21 protein-coding genes are annotated in these 18,999 nt (G+C 63.8%); 18 read left to right on the top strand and 3 right to left on the bottom strand.

Features of this window, described 5'->3' with window-relative positions:
* Positions 1–24: 24 nt before the first annotated feature.
* The 6 genes from IVA91_RS32640 (at position 25) to IVA91_RS32665 (ending at position 5,806) form a co-directional block, all read left to right on the top strand.
* The gene (locus IVA91_RS32640) at positions 25–609 is read left to right on the top strand and encodes an amino acid synthesis family protein (RefSeq protein ID WP_247276846.1); all 585 of its coding nucleotides are present in this window, start codon (positions 25–27) and stop codon (positions 607–609) included.
* Positions 610–687: 78 nt separating this feature from the next.
* A complete protein-coding gene (locus IVA91_RS32645) occupies positions 688–1,890 on the top strand; it encodes an ABC transporter substrate-binding protein (protein WP_247276847.1) in 1,203 nt (400 codons plus the stop codon).
* A gap of 68 nt (positions 1,891–1,958) precedes the next feature.
* Positions 1,959–3,848 (top strand): ABC transporter permease, encoded by a 1,890-nt coding sequence (locus IVA91_RS32650; RefSeq protein WP_247276848.1) that lies wholly within the window; start codon positions 1,959–1,961, stop codon positions 3,846–3,848.
* Positions 3,845–4,636 (top strand): ABC transporter ATP-binding protein, encoded by a 792-nt coding sequence (locus tag IVA91_RS32655; RefSeq protein WP_247276849.1) that lies wholly within the window; start codon positions 3,845–3,847, stop codon positions 4,634–4,636. Before IVA91_RS32650 ends, IVA91_RS32655 begins: the two co-directional genes overlap by 4 nt.
* Positions 4,633–5,337 (top strand): ABC transporter ATP-binding protein, encoded by a 705-nt coding sequence (locus tag IVA91_RS32660; protein ID WP_247276850.1) that lies wholly within the window; start codon positions 4,633–4,635, stop codon positions 5,335–5,337. The genes IVA91_RS32655 and IVA91_RS32660 overlap by 4 nt, the downstream gene beginning before the upstream one ends.
* A gap of 13 nt (positions 5,338–5,350) precedes the next feature.
* A complete protein-coding gene (locus IVA91_RS32665; RefSeq protein WP_247276851.1) occupies positions 5,351–5,806 on the top strand; it encodes a MarR family transcriptional regulator in 456 nt (151 codons plus the stop codon).
* A 113-nt stretch (positions 5,807–5,919) separates the two neighbouring features.
* Here IVA91_RS32665 and IVA91_RS32670 read toward each other — a convergent pair whose 3' ends face one another.
* Positions 5,920–7,116, bottom strand: coding sequence for an amidohydrolase family protein (locus IVA91_RS32670; RefSeq protein ID WP_247276852.1), 1,197 nt, complete (start codon positions 7,114–7,116; stop codon positions 5,920–5,922).
* Between the two features lie 157 nt (positions 7,117–7,273).
* Here IVA91_RS32670 and IVA91_RS32675 point away from each other — a divergent pair, with 157 nt between their 5' ends.
* The 7 genes from IVA91_RS32675 to IVA91_RS32705 all read left to right on the top strand — a co-directional run bounded on the left by IVA91_RS32675 (position 7,274) and on the right by IVA91_RS32705 (position 11,275).
* The gene (locus tag IVA91_RS32675; RefSeq protein ID WP_247276853.1) at positions 7,274–8,047 is read left to right on the top strand and encodes a ferredoxin--NADP reductase; all 774 of its coding nucleotides are present in this window, start codon (positions 7,274–7,276) and stop codon (positions 8,045–8,047) included.
* A gap of 210 nt (positions 8,048–8,257) precedes the next feature.
* Positions 8,258–8,578: a hypothetical protein gene (locus IVA91_RS32680; RefSeq protein ID WP_247276854.1), complete on the top strand. Its 321-nt coding sequence runs from the start codon at positions 8,258–8,260 to the stop codon at positions 8,576–8,578.
* Between the two features lie 107 nt (positions 8,579–8,685).
* Positions 8,686–9,921: a cytochrome P450 gene (locus tag IVA91_RS32685; protein ID WP_247460313.1), complete on the top strand. Its 1,236-nt coding sequence runs from the start codon at positions 8,686–8,688 to the stop codon at positions 9,919–9,921.
* Between the two features lie 171 nt (positions 9,922–10,092).
* Complete coding sequence (locus IVA91_RS32690) at positions 10,093–10,278, top strand: hypothetical protein (RefSeq protein WP_247276973.1); 186 nt, start codon at positions 10,093–10,095, stop codon at positions 10,276–10,278.
* 14 nt (positions 10,279–10,292) lie between these two features.
* Positions 10,293–10,493 carry a hypothetical protein gene (locus tag IVA91_RS32695; protein ID WP_247276856.1) on the top strand — a complete coding sequence of 67 codons (201 nt, stop codon included), beginning with the start codon at positions 10,293–10,295 and terminating at the stop codon, positions 10,491–10,493.
* A 245-nt stretch (positions 10,494–10,738) separates the two neighbouring features.
* Positions 10,739–11,002, top strand: a complete 264-nt coding sequence (locus IVA91_RS32700) for a hypothetical protein (RefSeq protein WP_247460315.1) — start codon at positions 10,739–10,741, stop codon at positions 11,000–11,002.
* Positions 11,003–11,035: 33 nt separating this feature from the next.
* Complete coding sequence (locus tag IVA91_RS32705; protein ID WP_247276858.1) at positions 11,036–11,275, top strand: hypothetical protein; 240 nt, start codon at positions 11,036–11,038, stop codon at positions 11,273–11,275.
* A 37-nt stretch (positions 11,276–11,312) separates the two neighbouring features.
* Here the strand turns inward: IVA91_RS32705 and IVA91_RS32710 are convergent, their stop codons facing one another.
* Positions 11,313–12,557, bottom strand: a complete 1,245-nt coding sequence (locus tag IVA91_RS32710) for a DUF763 domain-containing protein (RefSeq protein WP_247276859.1) — start codon at positions 12,555–12,557, stop codon at positions 11,313–11,315.
* 126 nt (positions 12,558–12,683) lie between these two features.
* On the opposite strand from IVA91_RS32710, the gene IVA91_RS32715 reads away from it, so the two are divergent.
* The gene (locus tag IVA91_RS32715) at positions 12,684–13,826 is read left to right on the top strand and encodes a mechanosensitive ion channel family protein (RefSeq protein ID WP_247460317.1); all 1,143 of its coding nucleotides are present in this window, start codon (positions 12,684–12,686) and stop codon (positions 13,824–13,826) included.
* A 122-nt stretch (positions 13,827–13,948) separates the two neighbouring features.
* Here IVA91_RS32715 and IVA91_RS32720 read toward each other — a convergent pair whose 3' ends face one another.
* A complete protein-coding gene (locus IVA91_RS32720) occupies positions 13,949–14,929 on the bottom strand; it encodes a tripartite tricarboxylate transporter substrate binding protein (protein WP_247276861.1) in 981 nt (326 codons plus the stop codon).
* 116 nt (positions 14,930–15,045) lie between these two features.
* Here IVA91_RS32720 and IVA91_RS32725 point away from each other — a divergent pair, with 116 nt between their 5' ends.
* The 4 genes from IVA91_RS32725 to dctA all read left to right on the top strand — a co-directional run bounded on the left by IVA91_RS32725 (position 15,046) and on the right by dctA (position 18,972).
* Positions 15,046–15,756 carry a TetR family transcriptional regulator gene (locus IVA91_RS32725; protein ID WP_247276862.1) on the top strand — a complete coding sequence of 237 codons (711 nt, stop codon included), beginning with the start codon at positions 15,046–15,048 and terminating at the stop codon, positions 15,754–15,756.
* A gap of 74 nt (positions 15,757–15,830) precedes the next feature.
* Positions 15,831–16,790, top strand: a complete 960-nt coding sequence (locus tag IVA91_RS32730; RefSeq protein ID WP_247276863.1) for an amidohydrolase family protein — start codon at positions 15,831–15,833, stop codon at positions 16,788–16,790.
* A 5-nt stretch (positions 16,791–16,795) separates the two neighbouring features.
* The gene (locus IVA91_RS32735; protein ID WP_247276864.1) at positions 16,796–17,674 is read left to right on the top strand and encodes an amidohydrolase family protein; all 879 of its coding nucleotides are present in this window, start codon (positions 16,796–16,798) and stop codon (positions 17,672–17,674) included.
* The gene (gene dctA / locus IVA91_RS32740; RefSeq protein WP_247449205.1) at positions 17,671–18,972 is read left to right on the top strand and encodes a C4-dicarboxylate transporter DctA; all 1,302 of its coding nucleotides are present in this window, start codon (positions 17,671–17,673) and stop codon (positions 18,970–18,972) included. The genes IVA91_RS32735 and dctA overlap by 4 nt, the downstream gene beginning before the upstream one ends.
* Positions 18,973–18,999: the final 27 nt, after the last annotated feature.

An 18,999-nucleotide genomic window follows, 5' to 3' on the forward strand; every position in this document is an offset into this window, starting at 1 on the left:
GGGAAGTTACTTGAGGAAACAATCATGAACGCGATCATCCGCAAGATCGTCACCGTCCTCGAAGAGACCCAGATGGAGATGGGACGTCAGGTGTCGCCGCCGACGCGGCGCGCCGCGGCGATCGCCGTGATCGAGAATCCCTTTGCGGGGAAATATGTCGAAGACCTTTCGCCGCTCGTCGCGATTGGCGAGGAGCTGGGCGAGCTGCTATCGAAGCGCGCGGTGGCGGCGCTCGGGATCGATGGCGCAAAGGTGCAGAGCTATGGCAAGGCCGCCGCCGTCGGCGAGAACGGCGAGCTGGAGCACGCCGCCGCCATTCTTCATCCGAAGATGGGTGCGCCGGTGCGAAAAGTGCTGGGCAAGGGCGCGGCGCTGATCCCGTCGTCGAAAAAACGCAGCGGCCCGGGCACGACGCTCGATATCCCTCTGGGGCACAAGGACGCGGCTTTCGTACGCAGCCATTTCGACGGCATGGAGGTACAGATCAACGATGCACCGCGGGCCAATGAAATCATGGTCGCGGTTGCCGTCACCGACAGCGGCCGTCCACTGCCGCGCGTCGGCGGGCTGACGGTTGCGGAGATCAAGGGCGAAGACGGTTTGAGATAGCGCGTCCGGAGAACCGGGCACGGGTTCTCCGATCAGATCGTTTGCGAAAGGCAGAGAAGTTCAAAACTGGAGGTTGGGATGCGAGCAAGAAACGTTTTTGTCGGCGCGGCCTTCGCGCTTCTGGCCGGCGGCATGGCCCATTCGGCCCTGGCGCAGGACATCAAGATCGGCGAGATCAACAGCTATTCGCTGTTGCCGGCCTTCACCGAGCCTTATCGCAAGGGATGGCAGCTCGCCACCGAGGAGATCAACGCGGCCGGTGGCATCAACGGCAAGAAGCTCGTCGTCATCTCCAAGGACGATGGCGGCAAGCCGGCGGATGCGCAGACCGCTGCGAATGAGCTCGTCTCGAGCGAGGGCGTTGCGATGCTCGCGGGCACGTTCCTGTCGAACATCGGCCTCGCCGTCAGCGACTTCGCCAACCAGAAGAAGGTGTTCTTCCTCGCGGCCGAGCCGCTGACCGACGCGATCACCTGGTCGAAGGGCAACAAATACACCTTCCGCCTGCGTCCCTCCAACTACATGCAGGCGGCGATGCTGGTGGAGGCAGCCAGCAAGCTGCCGGCGAAACGCTGGGCGACGATCGCGCCGAACTACGAATACGGCCAATCGGCCGTCGCGGTGTTCAAGAAGCTGATGTCGGAAAAGCGCCCGGACATCCAGTGGGTCGACGAACAGTGGCCGCCGCAGGGCAAGATCGACGCAGGTCCGGTGGTGCAGGCGGTTGCCGCCGCCAATCCGGAAGCCATCCTCAACGTCACCTTCGGCGCCGACCTCGTCAAGCTCGTGCGCGAAGGCAACACCCGCGGCCTGTTCAAGGGGCGGGAGGTCGTCTCCTTCCTGACCGGCGAACCGGAATATCTCGATCCGCTCAAGGAGGAGACGCCGGAGGGTTGGATCGTCACCGGCTATCCCTGGTACTCGATCAAGACGCCAGAGCACGACGCGTTCCTGAAGGCCTACCAGGCCAAGTACAACGACTATCCGCGCCTCGGCTCGATCGTCGGTTATCAGACCATCAAGTCGGCAGCGGCAATCCTGGCGAAGGCCGGCTCGACCGATCCGGAGAAGCTGATCGCCGCGGCCGAAGGCCTGTCGATGCCATCGCCTTTCGGCGAGATCACCTTCCGCAAGATCGACCATCAATCGACGCTCGGTGCCTATGTCGGCAAGACCGCGCTGAAGGATGGCAAGGGTGTGATGGTGGATTCGTCCTACAAGAAGGGCGCGGACTATCTGCCCACCGATGCCGAGGTCGAGAAGCTGCGGCCGAAGGATTGATTATCTTTCCCCTCCCTCTCCCCGCTCTTCGTGGGGAGAGGTGACCTCAACCTCTACCCGGACCGCCGATGGCCTTTTACGTCGCACAGTTTCTGACCGGTCTCGCCAGCGCAGCGTCGCTATTCTTGGTGGCCTCGGGCCTGTCGATTATCTTCGGCGTGACGCGGATCGTGAATTTCGCGCATGGCGCCTTCTACATGATCGGCGCCTACATCGCCTTCACGCTCACCGAGCGACTGTCGGGTGCGTTCGGCTTCTGGGGCGGGATCGTGCTGGCGGCGCTGGCGGTGGCGATGATCGGCATCATCGTCGAGATGGTGCTGCTCCGGCGCATTTATCATGCGCCCGAATTGTTCCAGCTGCTCGCGACGTTTGGCCTGACCCTGATGGTCGAAGATCTCGTGGTGCTGATCTGGGGACCCGACGACCTCGTCGGCCGCCGCGCGCCCGGCTTCAAGGGCGCGATCGATTTTTTCGGCCAGAACATTCCGAGCTATGACCTATTCCTGATCGTGCTCGGACCCGTCGTGCTCGGCATTCTCTGGCTGCTGTTTCAGCGCACGCGCTGGGGCGTGCTGGTGCGCGCCGCAACGCAGGACCGCGACATGGTCGCCGCGCTCGGCGTCAATCAGAAATGGCTGTTCACCTCCGTGTTCGCAGTCGGCGTCTTCCTCGCCGCTCTCGGCGGCGCGCTTCAGATCCCGCGCGATGCCGTGCATCACGCCATGGATCTCCGGATCATCGTCGAGGTCTTCGTCGTGGTCGTGATCGGCGGCCTTGGCAGTATCGTCGGCGCGTTCGTTGCGGCGGTGCTGGTGTCCGAACTCAACGCCTTCGGCATCCTGATCTTTCCAAAGATCTCCATCATTCTGGTCTTCCTGGTGATGGCAGTGGTGCTGATCGTGCGGCCCTGGGGCCTGTTCGGCAGGCCCGAGGCGGCTGCGCGCAAGACGCCGGGCCTCACCGTCAATCCCTGGCGGCCATTGACGCCGAATGAACGGCTGGCTGCACTTGCCGCGCTCGTCATCGCAGCGACGCTGCCGCTGTTCGCCGGCAATTACGCGCTGACGGTCGGCTCGGAGATCGCGATCTTCGTCATCTTTGCCGTCAGCCTGCATTTCTTGATGTCGGTCGGCGGGCTCGCATCGTTCGGCCATGCCGCCTATTTCGGGCTTGGCGCCTATGGCATTGCCTTCCTCGCCAAGATGGCGGGGCTGCCGATGATCGTGTGTCTGTTGCTCGGCCCGCTGCTCGGCTGCCTGGGCGCGGCCGTGTTCGGCTTCTTCGCGGTGCAGCTCTCCGGCGTCTACTTCGCGATGCTGACGCTCGCCTTCGCGCAGATCGTGTGGTCGATCGCATTTCAGTGGGTGGACGTGACAGGCGGTGACAACGGCATTCTGGGCCTGTGGCCGTCGAGCTGGGCCGCGAGCCCACCGCATTTCTACTGGCTCGCGCTCGGCGTCGCGGCGCTCGTCACGATCGCGCTTCGAGCCATGGTGTTCTCGCCGTTCGGCTATGCGCTCCGAGCAACGCGTGACTCGACGCTGCGCAGCGAAGCGATCGGCATCGACGCGAAGCGCATCCGGTGGACGGCCTTTGTCATCGCAGGAACCACCGCTGGGATCGGCGGCGCCCTGTTCGCCTACCTCAAGGGCAGCGTCTTCCCCGACAATCTCGGCATTTCGCTGTCGGTCGATGCGCTGGTCATGGTGCTGCTCGGCGGCGTCGAAACGGTGTCGGGCGCGGTGATCGGCGCCATCGTCTACAAGGCTTTGAACATCTGGCTGATCAGCCAGACCGACTTGTCGAAGCTTGTGCTCGGCGGCTTCATCATGCTGATCGTCGTCGTCTTCCCCAAGGGAATCGTTGGCATGCTCGAGATGCTGGCGCAGCGCCGTAAGAAAGCATCGCCGCCGGCATCTCCCTTGCTTGCTAAGCCGATCGAGTCCGCCGAATGAGCGTCGCACCCCCACTTCTCGCGGTCGAAGGCCTGACCAAATCCTATGGCGGCATTCATGCCGTGCGCGGCGTGTCGTTCTCGTTGCGTGCAGGCGAGATTCTGGCGCTGATCGGCCCGAACGGGGCCGGCAAGAGCACCTGCTTCGACATGCTCAACGGCCAGAACAAGCCGGACTCCGGGCATGTCCGCCTATTAGGTGAAGAGATCACCGGCAGGAAACCGCGCGAAGTTTGGCGGCTCGGCGTCGGGCGCACGTTCCAGATCACCGCGACCTTCGCCACCATGAGCGTGCGCGAGAACGTGCAGGTCGCGTTGATATCGCACGGAAAGCAGCTGTTCAATCTGTTCGGCTCGGCGCCGAAGTTCGACCGCGGCGAAGCCGGTCGGCTGCTCGAGCTGGTCGGCATGGGCGGCTACGCTGATCGCCCCTGCGGCGAGCTCGCCTATGGCGACCTCAAGCGTCTCGAGCTTGCGGTGGCGCTCGCCAACCAGCCAAAGCTGCTCTTGATGGACGAGCCGACCGCGGGCATGGCGCCGCGCGAGCGCGTCGACCTGATGCGGCTGACCGCGCAGATCGCGCGGGAGAAATCGATCGGCGTGCTCTTCACCGAGCACGACATGGACGTCGTGTTCGAACATGCCGACCGCATCATCGTGCTCAACCGCGGCGCGCTGATCGCCGAGGGCTCGCCGGCCGAAGTGCGCGGCAATCCGCAGGTGCAGGCGGTCTATCTCGGCGAAGGCCTCGTCTATGATGCCCGCCATCGCGAGGGAGCCTCGGCATGAAGCTGAAGGTCGAAGGGCTTAACAGCCATTATGGCCCGGCGCATATCCTGTTCGACATCGGCTTCGAGGTCGGTGAGGGCGAGGTCGTCGCACTGCTCGGGCGCAACGGCGCGGGTAAGTCGACGACGTTCCGCTCCATCGTCGGCCTCGTCGCGCAGCGAACCGGCCGCATCATGTTCGAGGGCAAGGATGTCTCGGTGCGTCCGACGCACGAGATCGTCCGCGAGGGCCTGGGCTATGTGCCGGAGGAGCGGCGCATCTTCACAGACCTGACCGTTGAGGAAAATCTCGAGGTCGGCCGCCAGCCCAAGCGTCCGAACGCGCCGCACTGGACGCGCGAAAAACTGTTCGCGCTGTTTCCAAACTTGGGTGAGATGAAGAATCGCTCCGGCGGACGCATGAGCGGCGGCGAGCAGCAGATGCTCACCATTGCGCGCACGCTGATGGGCAATCCGTCGCTGGTGCTGCTGGACGAGCCTTCGGAGGGCCTGTCGCCGAAGATCGTGGAGCAGATGGTCGATGCCATCCTGACCATGAAGAAAGAGGGCGTCAGCATCGTCGTCTCCGAGCAGAATCTGCATTTCGCGCGGCTGATTTCCGATCGCGCCTACATCATCGAGCGCGGCCGCATTTGCTTCGGCGGCACCATGGCCGAACTCGACGCGCGTCCGGATATCCGCGACGCGCATCTGTCGTTGTGAGGGTGGGGAACGGATGGCGAGAAGCGTTACGGCGAAGAAAAGCGTCAAACCGGCAAAACCGCCTTACGTGCTCGACGAGCAGGTCGGCTTCATCCTGCGCCAGGTCTGGCAACGCCACAGCTCAATCTTCTCGCGCGATATCGGCACCAATTTGACGCCGACGCAATGGGCAGCGCTGTCGAAGCTCGCTGAGACCGGGCCGTGCTCGCAGAACCAGCTCGGACGTCTCACGGCGATGGACGTCGCGACCATCAAGGGCGTGATCGACCGCCTGACGGCGCGCGGCTTGACCGAGACGAGCCAGGATCCGGAAGACGGACGCCGCTTGCTGGTCAGCCTGACGCGCGCGGGTCAGCAGCTTGCGGAGAGGCTAGCGCCGAACGCGCTCGCGATCACCCGCGAGACGCTCGCGCCGCTGGATGCAAAAGAGCGCGAAACGCTGATGGCGCTGCTGAACAAGCTGCGGTGATCGTTTCCGTCATTCCGGGGCACGCGCATTGCGCGTGAACTCGGAAACCCGACGCTGTTGTGCGAGAGTCCGGGTTTGCGCTCACGCGCGCCCCGGAATGACGGCCACTGCCGTCACTTCGTCACCAGCTCCGGCACCTTGCCCGCCGGCGGGGTATTGCGGCTGCGCTGGGTGCGCACGATGCCGTCGATGATGGTCATGCCGATGCCGGGGAGGTCGCCGAGCTGCACGCTCTCCAGAATGGTCTTGCCCGGCGAGTGCTGCGCCTTGTCCATGATGACGAAGTCGGCGGAGCGGCCGACCTCGATCAGGCCGCAATCGAGCTCGCGCATGCGCGCGGTGTTGCCGGTGGCAAGACAGAAGGCGATCTCGGCCGGCAGCTCGCCGAGCGAGGACAGCATCGACACCATGCGCAAAATGCCGAGCGGCTGCACGCCGGAGCCGGCCGGCGCGTCGGTGCCGAGGATGACGCGGTGCAGATCGCCCATCTCGCGCGCGGTGCGCAGCGTGAACAAAGCCGAGCGCTCGTTGCCGTTGTGCACGAGCTCGAGGCCGCGCTTGCAGCCCTCACAGATGCAGCGGATCTGGTCGTCGGGGAGCGCCGTGTGGCCGCCATTGATGTGGCCGACCACGTCGGTGTCGGCTTCCAGCACCACGTCCTTGTCGATCAGGCCGGAGCCGGGGATCGAGGGGCCGCCGGTGTGGATGGTGCTCTGGATGCCGTATTTGCGCGCCCAGCCGACCATCTTGCGTGCCGTCGGGCCGTCCTTGACGCCACCGAGACCGACTTCGCCGAGCAGCTTGACGCCATTGGCGGCCATCTCCTTGAAATCCTCTTCGACCATCTCGCATTCGATCACCGGCGCGCCGGCGTGAACCTTCACGCCGCCGGGGCGCAAGGTCCAGAACGCGCGCTGGGCGAACACCGCCATCGCCTTGAGGCCGACGACGTCGCGGGGGCGGCCGGGCGTGTGCACTTCGCCGGCCGAGATCATGGTGGTGACGCCGCCATGGAGGTAGCTGTCGATCCAGTTGATCTGGTTCTGCCGCGGCGTCCAGTCGCCCGCAACAGGGTGGACGTGGCTGTCGATCAGGCCCGGCGCGACCGTGGTGCCGTGGGCGTCGACGATCGTGGTCGCGCCTTCCGTGTCGACGTCCTTGAATCGGCCGATGGCGGTGATCTTGCCGTTCTCGGCAACGATGGTGTCGCCGTCCAGGATCGGCTTTTCCAGGGCGCCGGACAGGATCAAGCCGATATTCCGGATCACGAGCTTCGAGGGTCCGGTGGCCTGGGGTGTGTCATGCGCCATGGAAGGGGCTCCTTATTCCTAGCTGCAATGCTTTCGATCTTGGGCAGCCTTGACCGCGGGATCAAGCCAGATTATTCATTAGTATACGAATGATTGTGTACAAACGACGCATAGCTGCCCGCCTCGGAACTGCGTTGGAAGCGACAGGGAAGGTGTGATGAGCAATTACAATCAGGAAAGTGTTTTGAGCGTCCACCACTGGACGGACACGCTGTTCTCCTTCAAGACCACCCGCAGCCCGACCTTCCGTTTCCGCAACGGCGAATTCACCATGATCGGCCTCAAGGTCGGCGAGAAGCCCTTGCTACGGGCCTACAGCGTCGCCAGCGCCAATTACGAGGACACGCTGGAGTTCTTCTCGATCAAGGTGTCGGATGGTCCGCTGACCTCGCGGCTTCAGCATTTGAAGGCAGGCGACGAGATCATCATCAGCCGCAAGGCCACCGGCACGCTGGTGATCGACAACCTGGAAGAGGGCCGCAACCTCTACCTCATCGGCACCGGCACGGGTCTCGCGCCGTTCCTGAGCGTGATCAAGGATCCTGAAACCTACGAGCGCTTCGAGAAAGTGGTGCTGCTGCACGGCTGCCGGCATGTCAACGAGCTCGCCTATGGCGAGATGATCACCGAGACGCTGCCGAAGGACGAACTGATCGGCGAATACATCCGCAATCAACTGATCTACTATCCGACCGTCACGCGCGATCCGTTCCGCAATCGCGGCCGCATCACCGACCTCATCACCTCGGGCAAGCTGTTCAGCGACATCGGTCTCCCGGCGCTGGAAGCTGCCCACGACCGCGTCATGATCTGCGGCAGTCCGGCCCTGGTCGCGGACACGCGCGTGCTGCTGGGTGAACGCGGCCTCATGGAGGGCAATCACGGCGAGCCGGCCCAGTTCGTGGTCGAAAAGGCCTTTGCCGAGCGTTAAAGCCCATTTCCGTTCCGATGCGCATCGGAACGGGGCTCCAGATTCTTATTTTGACGCGTTTTCTTTACGAGGACCGGTATCGACCTCCCTCGAAAACGTTCTAGGCCCGTAATTCCTGCCCAATAAGGTCGCATTTTCGCCGCCGGGCGCCCGTTGCGGCGTCGATTCGGCGCACGATACTATGTGGGAGCGAATCAGCGGAGTTCCCACATGGTTGCGGACAGCGACAGCAACATCGCCTGGCACCGGGTCCAGTTGAAGAAGAACCGCGCCGAGTTGAAGGCGCTGGAGACCGCGCGCTTCACGATGGGCGAGATCGCCTCGTCGAAGCGGAACGGTCAATCCGAGAAGACCATCGCGGAACTCAAGCGCAAGATCGCGCAGTCCGAGCGCGTGATCGCCGATCGCGATAAGCGCACGCGCCGACCGCTCGCGACCGACCTGCAAAGCCTCAGCAATGGCAGCTGGAGCCATTGGGACGCCTACACGCAGCAGCGCAAGACCGGGCAGCGATCTCCGGGACGGGGGTAGGCGTGTCTCTCGACACCTGCGACTGAAGCGGAGGGCGCGCTCCACCCTTGCACGGCCCGCGCCGTGCACCATCTCGGTGAGACGCCAGCAATCACTCCGGTGAACCCATGACAGCGCGCCTCGATTTCACCAGCGAGGCCTTCTTTCGCGATCCGCCCAAGGCGATTGCGACGCTGCGCATGTCTGGCCCCGTGGTCGCGACGCGATTTCCTCTCATCGGCGACGTCTGGATTACCACAACCCATGACGCCACCGCGCAGGTCCTGAAGGACGGCGCGACGTTCACGTTCCGAAGGGAGGATGGCGACGTCGCTGGTCTGCGCTGGTGGATGCCGAGATACGTCAAGACCATCGCCAACAACATGCTGACGATGGACGAGCCGGATCACACGAGGCTCCGCGGCATCGTGGACGAGGCCTTTCGTCGGCGCGCCATCGTCGCGATGGAGCCGCGCATCCGTACTACTGCCGACGGTCTCGCCGACGAGCTCTTTGCGAACGGAAGCCCGGCCGATCTGGTTCAGCGCTACGCGCGTATCCTGCCGCTTGCGGTGATCTCCGAACTCCTGGGCCTGCCTCCGGCCGACCGTCCGAGATTCATCGCCTGGGCCAACACGATGTCCTCGCTGACCAATGTGGTCAGCTTTTTCCGGCTGCTGTTCGCGTTCCGCAAGATGCGTGCCTACCTCGAGCGGCAGTTGCAGATTGCACGTGTGCAAGGCGGCGAAGGCCTGATCGCAGAGCTGGTTCAGGTCGAGCGCGAGGGCGGCCAGATCACGCCGGACGAAATGGTTTCGATGGTCTTTCTGCTGCTTGCGGCCGGATCGGAGACCACCACGCATCTCATCAGCGGCTCGGCGTACGAACTGCTCCGGAATCCCGGGTTGCGCCATTGGCTCGAAGAGGACTGGAGTCGCGTCGGGCTTGCCGTCGAAGAGTTCCTGCGCTTCGTCTCGCCAGTGCAATTCTCAAAGCCGCGCTATGTGCGGCGGGATCTCGACGTCGAAGGCGTGCGCCTGAAGAAGGGCGATCGCGTCATGGCGATGCTCGCCGCGGCGAACATGGATCCTACGGTGCACGATCGTCCGGAACGCCTCGATCTCGCGCGCAGGCCGAACCGGCACATCTCGTTCGGGACGGGGATCCATTTCTGCCTCGGCCACCAGCTCGCGCGCATTGAGGCGGCGTGCGCGCTCGAAGCGCTGTTCGTACGATGGCCAAAGCTTGGCTTGGCCGTCGATCCGGCAGAGGTCCGCTGGCGCAGGCGGCCGGGTTTGCGTGCGATTGCGAAACTTCCCGTCTCAACTGAGGGCCGCGGAACAGAGGCGCGCGCGGAGCTATGATTGATCGTTCCCTCACCGCGGCGGGCTCAGTCGGCGATCTTTCGGAAAATCTTTGCCGAACGTGATCAGTCAGGAACGGTGTGCCGCTGGTCCTGTTGTCATCAGGACCTCGAACGCGGCGACGAGTTCCTTGGCCGCATCGCAGGTCACCGTCTTAACGGAGACAAGATCATGGCCAGCAAGATGCCACCTGTTCCACCGGATAATCAGAGCCCGAAGGGAACTGGCGACGCCAAGCAAGTGTCGGCGGATCGGACCCCGCACGGCCAACGGCGCGTGGAAAATCCGGACCAGCAGGGACAGCAGGGCAACATCAAGCAGAACACGACCAATCAAGGCTATCAGCAAGATCGGTGAGGAGGACGACGTTCATGTCGACATCCATCAAGACACCAAACAGCATTCGTCAGGGCGGACCTGGCGCTTCGCACGAGAATGCGAAGGCCCCGCTGGAAGTGAAGAAACCGCCGGCGGACGATTTGCAGCGCAGTCACAGCCGGATCTCCGGCGGAGGCGGCGAGCGCGATTCCCATCACAGACACGATGAAGCCGGAAAGGGCGGAGGCAGGTAGCTCATGAGCAGCAAGCAACCCAAGTTGTACATGCCTAGCGAGAAGGACATGCGCGAAAATCCCCTGATCGGAGGATCAAAGGGAGCGACAATGGCGGGTGCGTCACCCGACGATCTCGAAGATGCTCTCGGTGAGAACACAATCGAGGGCGATCGCGAGAATGATGTGGGCGTCGGCGGCGGCATCGACAAGGACGTCGCACATGGCGGCGCGCACCGAAGGCGCCGGTAGTCCGGAGAACAGCAATGCAAGGCAAAAAGACCCACGAGCAGCAGGTTCGCATTCTCGAGCGCAAGCCCGATGTTCCCGACGCGCGGGAGCTCGATCAGGCTATCGGCCATAATACCGAGGACGCTGCTGTTCATCGCGCGCGCTCGGAAGCCAGGCACAGCGAATACGCAGTAAGTCGCGGCGGCCTCAATCAGGAGAGCGATCACAACAAGCACAATGATTCCGGCCAGAGCGGCCACAAGCCGCCGAAGCCAATGCCGGCGCAACAAAAGCACTAAGTCTTCGGAAGATCACTGCAAGAGGAGAAACCGATGCCAGCAGGGCACGGCAGCAAGACGCACTTCAGATCGGGAATGCATGGCAAGGGCGATGGCACTGGCGCCATGGCCGAAATCCCGAAGGACAAGATCGGCGACAACATGGTGCTGTCAAACCGCGACAAGGCACAGCATTCGGACATCCGCGGCATGGATGGCAAGTTCATCCAGACCGAGCAGTATCAGGACCATGCAGCCAACCGGCTCGACGATGAGCCGGAGACCGAGACCTGAGAAGTGGCGTTCCTCCCGACCAACTCGCGGACCGGTTTCAGCCGGTCCGCTTTTTGGTCGGTGTCAGATCGCGCTCCCAGCCGAACACGGATCGGCCGTCGAGGTCGGGCGAGGCAGCACGCTCGCCGGCGATGTAGGCCTCGACCGAGGGGCCCTGTGCGGTCCGCTCCAACCGCCGCGCCTGGTCGTCGAGGCGCTTGATCGCCTGCATTTCTTCCTCGCGTCCCAGCTTGGCGTTCTGAATCGCGCCCTTCAGCACTTGGATAGTTTCGTCATAGACCTTGATTGGAACGGGATAGGGATGCCGGTCCTTGCCGCCATGGGCGAGCGAAAAGCGCGCGGGATCGTTGAAACGATAGGGTGCGCCGTGCACGACCTCGGCGACCATCGCAAGTGAGTGCACGGTGCGCGCACCGACGCCGGGCGTCAGCAACAGCTCCGGGAAATCGACCGGGCCGCGCTCGGCCGCCGCGGCCAGCGTGCCGTGCAGGCGTCGTGCGAACACGTCCTTGGGGCGAACGTCGTGATGCGCGGGCATGATCAGATGCGGCAGTATGGCCTGCGCCGGCTCGAGGCCGGTGAGTCGTTCGAACTCGGAGACAATGCGATCCGGGCCAAGACCTCTCAACAGCTCGAGCTGCGCGGTGCGCGAGATATCGGCGCGATGGTCGGTGAGGTTGACGATCTCGCCTTGCTTGGGACCGTCGATCGCAGTGTGGGGCGTATCGACAAAACTCTTCAGCGCCTCGGAATGCCAGTGGTAGCGGCGGGCCTGCCGCTTGTCGCCGTTCATGCCCTGCTGCACCACCGTCCATTTGCCCTCTGCGGTGACGAAGAACCCATGGAGATAGAGGTCGAAGCCGTCTTGCACAGCCGCGCTGTCGACCTTCGCCACCAGGCGGCTGGCACGCGTCAGCATTGCGCCGTCCAAGCCGACACGCTCGCCAAGCTGCAACAGCTCGTCCGGCGTCTTGCGTGAATGCTGGCCGCGGCCGCCACAGACATAGATGCCGAGCTCGTCCTGGAGCGGTCCGAGTCCACGCTTCAGGGCGCCGATCACGGAGGTCGTGATGCCGGAGGAGTGCCAGTCCATCCCCATCACGGCGCCAAACGACTGGAACCAGAACGGATGCGACAGCCGCTGCATGAACGCGTCGCGTCCGTAATGATGCACGATCGCCTGAGTGACGATTGCGCCCAACGAAGCCATGCGGCTTGCCAGCCACGGCGGAACACGTCCGGTGTGCAAGGGAAGATCGGCGCTGCCGCTACGTCGGGTCATGGGCGCCCTAAATTAGCTCAGTTCGGCAGCGGTTGCACCAGCGGAATGCTGCGTTGCACGAGATAGGGGAGCGAAGCTGGGCGGCAGGCGTTGAGCGCTGACGCGTACGTAAGGACAGGGACAGCAATGAATTGGCAGACCCTTATGGCCGACATCGACAGGATGTTCGGCTGGATACCGTCATGGTTCATCGGCCTCGGCTTGGTCGCCGGCGCGATGATGCTCGCTCTGTCGTTCTATCGGTTCGCTGTTTGGCTGCTCAATCGCGCTTTCGGAACCCGGCTTCCGCTCCTGAGTGTGTTCATCGAGCGCACGTCCGGCCCGGCCCAGCTGGCGCTGTGTCTGGCTGCCGTGGCACTGGTCCTGCCACTTGCGCCGCTCGACGATACGATCCGCACGCCGCTGATGCGCCTGTTCGTCGTCGCCGTCATCGCCTTGATCGGCTGGATATCGATCCGGATCGTCGACATGAGTGCGGCGCGATACTTGCAGAACTTTCGCGACGTCACCGAGAATTTCATCGCGCGCAAGCAAGTCACGCAAGTCCGCGTGTTCAAGCGTGTCACCGACACCATCATCGTTATCATCACAGTCTCCACCGCGCTGATGACGTTCGACTCGGTGAGGCAATATGGCGTCAGCCTTTTCGCCTCCGCCGGTGCCGCCGGTATCATCGTCGGTCTTGCCGCGCGGCCGCTGCTGAGCAATCTGATCGCGGGCTTGCAGATCGCCATCACCCAGCCGATCCGCATCGAGGATGCCGTGATCATCGAGAACGAGTGGGGATGGGTCGAGGACATCGCCTCGACCTATGTCGTGATCCGGCTGTGGGATTGGCGCCGTATGGTGGTGCCGCTGTCCTATTTCATCGAAAAGCCGTTCCAGAACTGGACGCGCGACACCGCCTCGCTGATCGGAGTGGTCGGGCTCCATGTCGATTACCGTGCCGATGTGGCGCGCATCAGGCACTGGCTGGAGGAGGCGGTGAAGCAGTCCAAGCTCTGGGACGGCGCCGTGGTCAATCTCCAGGTGATCGACGCAGATTCGCGCACCATCGAGCTTCGCGCGCTGGTCAGCGCGCGCAATGCGCCGCAATCCTGGGACCTGCGCTGCGAGGTCAGAGAGAAGCTCGTGGCCTTCATCCGCGACGAGATGCCGGAGGCACTGCCGCGCGAGCGTGCGATCCTGATCCCCTCGGGTGACGATGATGCCGATTTGCCGCGGCGCCCCGCGCCGCCGGAGAAAATGCGGGCGAGGGCCCATAACTGAACGGCGCGTCCCTTCTTGCTGGGCGGAGGCTGGCCACTCGCGCGTCTTCGCCGTCGGGGCGCGCGGGCGTGCTGAGCAGGGCGCTGCCCGAGGCGCCTAGTGCGATTCTCGTGCGAACAGCCTCACTGGGCGCGGATGTTGGCGGCCTTCAGCAACGGCTCCCACTTCGTCGCCTCGGCATGCATATAGGCGTCAAAGTCCTTGGCGGAGGAGCCAACCGGGGTGGCGCCGATCTTGCCGAGCGTCGACAGGACGCTCGGATCCTGCAGCGCCGCCTTCAGGTCGGTTTCGAGCTTGGCGACGATCTCCGGCGGCATCTTCGCCGGACCGAGCAGGCCCCACCAGACCGAGACGTCGTAGCCGGGCACGCCGGCTTCCGTGACGGTCGGAACATCCGGCAGCGCCTTGGAGCGCTCGGCCGAGGTCACCGCGAGTGCGCGCACCGGCCCGCCTTCGAGCTGGCCGATCGCTTCCGCGAGCGGATTGATGCTGAGCGGAATCTCGCCGGCGATCACCGCCGTCAGCGCCGGTGCGCCGCCCTTGTAAGGGATCGCCACGATCTTGCTGCCCGACATGTATTTGAGCAGTTCGCCGGCCAGATGCGCCGAGGTGCCGTTGCCGGACATGCCATAGGAGAGCTTGTCCGGCTCCTTCTTCGCCGCAGTGAAGAGATCGCCAAGCGTCTTGTAGGGGCTGTCCTTGGCGACGACGATCGCGAGCGGCGAGGAAGCGATCTCGGTGATCGCGGTAAAATCCTTGAACGTGTCGTAGGGCACGCTCGGATAGATGAACTGATTGAGAGGATGACCGCTCGCGACCAGGATCAACGTGTATCCGTCCGGCGCGGCCTGCGTCAGCGCCTGCGAGGCAACGATGCCGCCTGCGCCCGGGCGGTTGTCGATCACGGGCTGCTGGCCCCAGGTCTTGGCCAGCGCCTGGCCCAGCGTGCGCGCGAGCACGTCCACCGCACCGCCCGCGGCGTAGGGGACCAGAATGTGGACCGGCTTGCTCGGATAAATGTCGGCGGACTGCGCGGCGCCGCCCGCCAGCAGCAGACCGGCACACAGCATCAAACCGCCGATCTTTTTGTTCAAACCCAGCATTTCCCAGCACTCCTTGAGGGCATTCGGCCGCCTGCCGGCGGTCTCCAGGCCATTGCGGACACCGCCCGTTGTTTTTGTTGACGAGACTTGATCTTTTGTACGATAGTACAAATCGTATGGTACGCAAGTCCACCAGCAAGGAAACGGCCCGCAAGCCGAACATGCGCGAGGCGATCCTCGCCGCGGCCGAGGAGCTGTTTGCCACGAACGGCTTCAATGCTGTGTCGGTGCGCGACATCGCGCAGGCTGCCGGGGCCAATCCCGGCAGCGTGACCTATCATTTCAAGACCAAGGACGGCCTACTGCTGGAGATCTACCGGCGCCATTGCGGGCCGATGAATTTGCGCCGATCCGAACTGCTCGCGGCCGCCAAGCGCGTGCGCGATCTCCAGGATCGGCTGGAGGCGATCGTGCGCGCTTATGTGGTGCCGGCCTTCACCTCGGGCAGCGATCTCGCCGGCGGCGGCGCGCGCTTCACGCGGCTGCGTGCCGTGATGTCGGCGGAAGGCAACGAGGTCGCTCGAAAAATCATCGCGCAGACCTTTGACGACACCAGCCACGCCTTCATCGACGCGATTCACGAGAGTCTGCCACACATTCCGCGCACCGACATCGTCTGGCGCAGCCATTTCCTGCTGGGTGCACTCTATTATTCACTGGTGACGCCGGAGCGCGTGTCGCGCCTGTCGCGCGGTGAGGCCGACGGCGGCGATGCAGCCAATGCCATCGAGCAACTGGTGCAGGCCACCGTTGCCTCGTTCCAGGCGCCCGCGCTGGATCAAGCCGCGCCGGTGCGGCGGCGGCCGGTCGTCAGCAGCAAGACTTGAAAGAAGCCGCACGAGGGGAGGCGTGGCCTTACGCTTCCACTCGCAAGTGGACCATGTGACGGGGTGTTGAGGACATGAATAGGCGGGAGTGCTTGCATCTCTTGACTGGCCTGGCCGGCGCGGCGCTTGCGAATGAAGCACGCGCGCAAGGCGCCGAGCCGAAGGCGATCCCCACGATCGCGCCGCCGCATGCAAATCCCAAGACGCCGTCGTTCAAGCTGCCAGCGAAATCCTGCGATAGCCACACCCACGTTTTTGGGCCGGCGTCGCGTTACCCCTTCGCGGAAAAGCGCCCCTACAACACGGCCGATGCGCCGCTGGAGGCATTCCGCAGCGTGCACGAGAAGATCGGGGTCGAACGCAGCGTCATCGTCAATGCCACCGTTCACGGCACCGACAATCGCGTCGTGACCGACGCCATCGCCCAGAGCGAGGGCGCGTACAAGGGCATCGCCAATGTCAACGACGAGATGACCGAGAAGGAGCTGGCGGCGCTCGACAAGGCAGGCATCTGCGGCTGCCGCTTCGCTTTTCTCAAGCGCCTCGGCGGCGTCGGCGACATGGGAAAATTCCAGCGCATCGTGCACCGGGTCGCCGAGCTCGGCTGGCACGTCGACCTCTATTTCGAGCCGGGCACGATTGCCGAATTCGCGCTCATCCTTTCCGCGCTGCCGACGCCTTACGTGATCGATCACATGGGAACGGTCCAGGCCGCGAAAGGTCTCGGCGACCCCAGCTTCACCGCGCTGCTCGATCTCCAGAAGAAGGACGATAAATGCTGGGTGAAGATCACCGGTCTTGAACGTGCGTCAGCGGCCGGCAAACCGTTCCATGATGCAGTGCCGTTCGCCAAGGCGCTGATCGACAACGCACCCGATCGCGTGCTGTGGGGCACTGATTGGCCGCATCCCAACGTCAAGATCATGCCGAACGACGGTGAGATCGTCGACCTCATCCCGCTCTACGCGCCCGACGCAAAGGTCCAGCAGAAGCTGGTGGTCGACAATCCCGCGCGCCTGTTCAAGTTCAGCTGAAGATCATGATGTACACGCCGACCATTCCGCCGCCAGACCCAAACACGCGCAGGCCGATATTCAAGCTGCCAAGGCTGGCTTGCGATGCCCATTGCCATATCTTCGGACCCGGCGCGAAATATCCGTACGCGCCGGACCGCTCCTACACGCCGCCCGATGCGCCGCTGGAAAAATTCCGCACGCTCCATGCCAAGCTCGGCATCCAGCGCGCCGTCATTGTCAATGCCAGCGTGCACGGCACCGACAACACGGTAGCGCTGGACGCTCTCGCGCAGAGCAACGGTGCCTATCGCGCGGTCGCAAACATCGACGACACCATCACCGAGCGCGGGCTTCGGGTGCTGCACGAGGGCGGCTTCCGCGGCTGCCGCTTCAACTTCGTCCGCCATCTCGGCGGCGTCCCCGATAAGAGCGTGTTCGACCGCGTCATCGCCATGGTCGCGCCGCTCGGCTGGCATATCGATCTGCATTTTGACGCGATCGACTTGCCCGAATATGCCGACATGCTGGCAAGACTGCCGCTCAGCTACACCATCGACCACATGGGACGGGTGAAGACCTCCGATGGGCTCGACCAGCTTCCGTTCAGAATTTTGGTCGAACTGATGCAGCGCGACGAAAAATGCTGGGTCAAGATCTGCGGCTCGGAGCGGGTGTCCTCGGCCGGTCCGCCGTTCACGGACGCGGTGCCATTCGCGCGCAAGATCGTCGAGACCGCGCCCGATCGCGTCATTTGGGGCACCGACTGGCCTCATCCGAACGTCAAGGTGATGCCAAACGACGGTGACCTTGTCGACCTGATCCCGCTGTTCGCGCCGGAGCTGGAGTTCCAGCAGAAGATCCTGGTCGATAATCCCGCGCGCCTGTTTGGGTTCGACCAATGACGGCGCTCGCGATCGAAAAGCCGCGCGGCCGCGCCTGGTGGAAGGAGCTCTGGATCCAGGTGCTCATCGCCATGGCGGCCGGCATCGCGCTTGGGATCGCCAGTCCCGAGGCGGGCGCCAAGATGCAGCCGCTCGGGGATGCCTTCATCAAGGCGATCCGGATGCTGATCGCGCCGATCATCTTTTGCACCGTCGTGCACGGTATCGCGCACATGGCCGACATGGCGCGCGTCGGGCGCATTGCGGTGAAGGCGATCGTCTATTTTGAAGTCATGACCACGATCGCGCTGATCATCGGTCTCGTCGCGATGAACCTGCTCAAGCCCGGCGTCGGCATGAACATCGATCCCGCCAGCATCAATGCCGGCGCGATCGAGCCCTATGTCAGGCAGACCGGTGCGATCGGCTTCGTGCCGTTCCTGATGAACATCGTGCCCGTGACGTTCGTCGGCGCCTTTGCCGAGGGCAACATTCTCCAGGTGCTGTTCATCTCCGTACTGTGCGGCTTTGCTCTGGTGCAGCTCGGCGAGCGTGCCGCGCCGCTGGTGCATCTGATCGACATCGCCGCCAAGATGGTGTTGGCCGTCGTTGGCTTGGTAATGTGGGCGGCGCCGATCGGCGCGTTCGGCGCTATCGCCTTTACGGTCGGCAAGTTCGGCGTTGGCTCGCTGCCCTCGCTCGGCAAGCTACTGGGGGGCTTCTATCTCACCTGCGTGGTCTTCATCATCGTGGCGCTCGGCCCCGTGGCGCGGCTCTGCGGCTTCTCGCTGGTCAAACTGATCCGCTATATCTGGGAAGAGCTGCTGATCTGCATCGCCACGACATCTTCGGAAACGGTGTTGCCGCGGATGCTGACCAAGCTGGAAAAGGCCGGTTGCGAGAAGAGCGTCGTCGGACTTGTGATCCCGACCGGCTATTCCTTCAATCTCGACGGCACCTGCCTCTATCTTGCCGCTGCTTCGGTGTTCCTGGCGCAGGCGACCAACACGCCGTTCGGCCTTGCCGAGCAGATCGAGCTGCTGCTGATCCTTCTCGTCACCTCCAAGGGCGCGGCGGGGATTGCGGGCGCCGCCTTCGTCGTGCTGGCGGCGACGCTGTCGGCCACCGGCACCATTCCGGTGACAAGCGCTGCGCTGGTGCTCGGCATTCATCGCCTGATGTCGCAGGGGCTAACGCCGACCAATCTGATCGGGAACGCGGTTGCGACGATCGCAATTGCCAAGTGGGAAGGCGCGCTCGACAGCGAGCGCCTCCGGCATGTGCTCGACGGTGAGGAGCAAGCGGCCGCCGCGGCTTGATGAACCGGCTTCCTGCCTGAGGCAGAC

This window comes from Bradyrhizobium sp. 153, assembly GCF_023073835.1.
Taxonomy (GTDB): domain Bacteria; phylum Pseudomonadota; class Alphaproteobacteria; order Rhizobiales; family Xanthobacteraceae; genus Bradyrhizobium.

What these genes read in the sequence shown, in the direction of transcription:
- IVA91_RS32640 (WP_247276846.1), top strand. Translation starts at nt 25, where the DNA reads ATGAACGCGATCATCCGCAAGATCGTCACCGTCCTCGAAGAGACCCAG.
- IVA91_RS32645 (WP_247276847.1), top strand. Translation starts at nt 688, where the DNA reads ATGCGAGCAAGAAACGTTTTTGTCGGCGCGGCCTTCGCGCTTCTGGCC.
- IVA91_RS32650 (WP_247276848.1), top strand. Translation starts at nt 1,959, where the DNA reads ATGGCCTTTTACGTCGCACAGTTTCTGACCGGTCTCGCCAGCGCAGCG.
- IVA91_RS32655 (WP_247276849.1), top strand. Translation starts at nt 3,845, where the DNA reads ATGAGCGTCGCACCCCCACTTCTCGCGGTCGAAGGCCTGACCAAATCC.
- IVA91_RS32660 (WP_247276850.1), top strand. Translation starts at nt 4,633, where the DNA reads ATGAAGCTGAAGGTCGAAGGGCTTAACAGCCATTATGGCCCGGCGCAT.
- IVA91_RS32665 (WP_247276851.1), top strand. Translation starts at nt 5,351, where the DNA reads ATGGCGAGAAGCGTTACGGCGAAGAAAAGCGTCAAACCGGCAAAACCG.
- IVA91_RS32670 (WP_247276852.1), bottom strand. Translation starts at nt 7,116, where the DNA reads ATGGCGCATGACACACCCCAGGCCACCGGACCCTCGAAGCTCGTGATC.
- IVA91_RS32675 (WP_247276853.1), top strand. Translation starts at nt 7,274, where the DNA reads ATGAGCAATTACAATCAGGAAAGTGTTTTGAGCGTCCACCACTGGACG.
- IVA91_RS32680 (WP_247276854.1), top strand. Translation starts at nt 8,258, where the DNA reads ATGGTTGCGGACAGCGACAGCAACATCGCCTGGCACCGGGTCCAGTTG.
- IVA91_RS32685 (WP_247460313.1), top strand. Translation starts at nt 8,686, where the DNA reads ATGACAGCGCGCCTCGATTTCACCAGCGAGGCCTTCTTTCGCGATCCG.
- IVA91_RS32690 (WP_247276973.1), top strand. Translation starts at nt 10,093, where the DNA reads ATGGCCAGCAAGATGCCACCTGTTCCACCGGATAATCAGAGCCCGAAG.
- IVA91_RS32695 (WP_247276856.1), top strand. Translation starts at nt 10,293, where the DNA reads ATGTCGACATCCATCAAGACACCAAACAGCATTCGTCAGGGCGGACCT.
- IVA91_RS32700 (WP_247460315.1), top strand. Translation starts at nt 10,739, where the DNA reads ATGCAAGGCAAAAAGACCCACGAGCAGCAGGTTCGCATTCTCGAGCGC.
- IVA91_RS32705 (WP_247276858.1), top strand. Translation starts at nt 11,036, where the DNA reads ATGCCAGCAGGGCACGGCAGCAAGACGCACTTCAGATCGGGAATGCAT.
- IVA91_RS32710 (WP_247276859.1), bottom strand. Translation starts at nt 12,557, where the DNA reads ATGACCCGACGTAGCGGCAGCGCCGATCTTCCCTTGCACACCGGACGT.
- IVA91_RS32715 (WP_247460317.1), top strand. Translation starts at nt 12,684, where the DNA reads ATGAATTGGCAGACCCTTATGGCCGACATCGACAGGATGTTCGGCTGG.
- IVA91_RS32720 (WP_247276861.1), bottom strand. Translation starts at nt 14,929, where the DNA reads ATGCTGGGTTTGAACAAAAAGATCGGCGGTTTGATGCTGTGTGCCGGT.
- IVA91_RS32725 (WP_247276862.1), top strand. Translation starts at nt 15,046, where the DNA reads ATGGTACGCAAGTCCACCAGCAAGGAAACGGCCCGCAAGCCGAACATG.
- IVA91_RS32730 (WP_247276863.1), top strand. Translation starts at nt 15,831, where the DNA reads ATGAATAGGCGGGAGTGCTTGCATCTCTTGACTGGCCTGGCCGGCGCG.
- IVA91_RS32735 (WP_247276864.1), top strand. Translation starts at nt 16,796, where the DNA reads ATGATGTACACGCCGACCATTCCGCCGCCAGACCCAAACACGCGCAGG.
- dctA (WP_247449205.1), top strand. Translation starts at nt 17,671, where the DNA reads ATGACGGCGCTCGCGATCGAAAAGCCGCGCGGCCGCGCCTGGTGGAAG.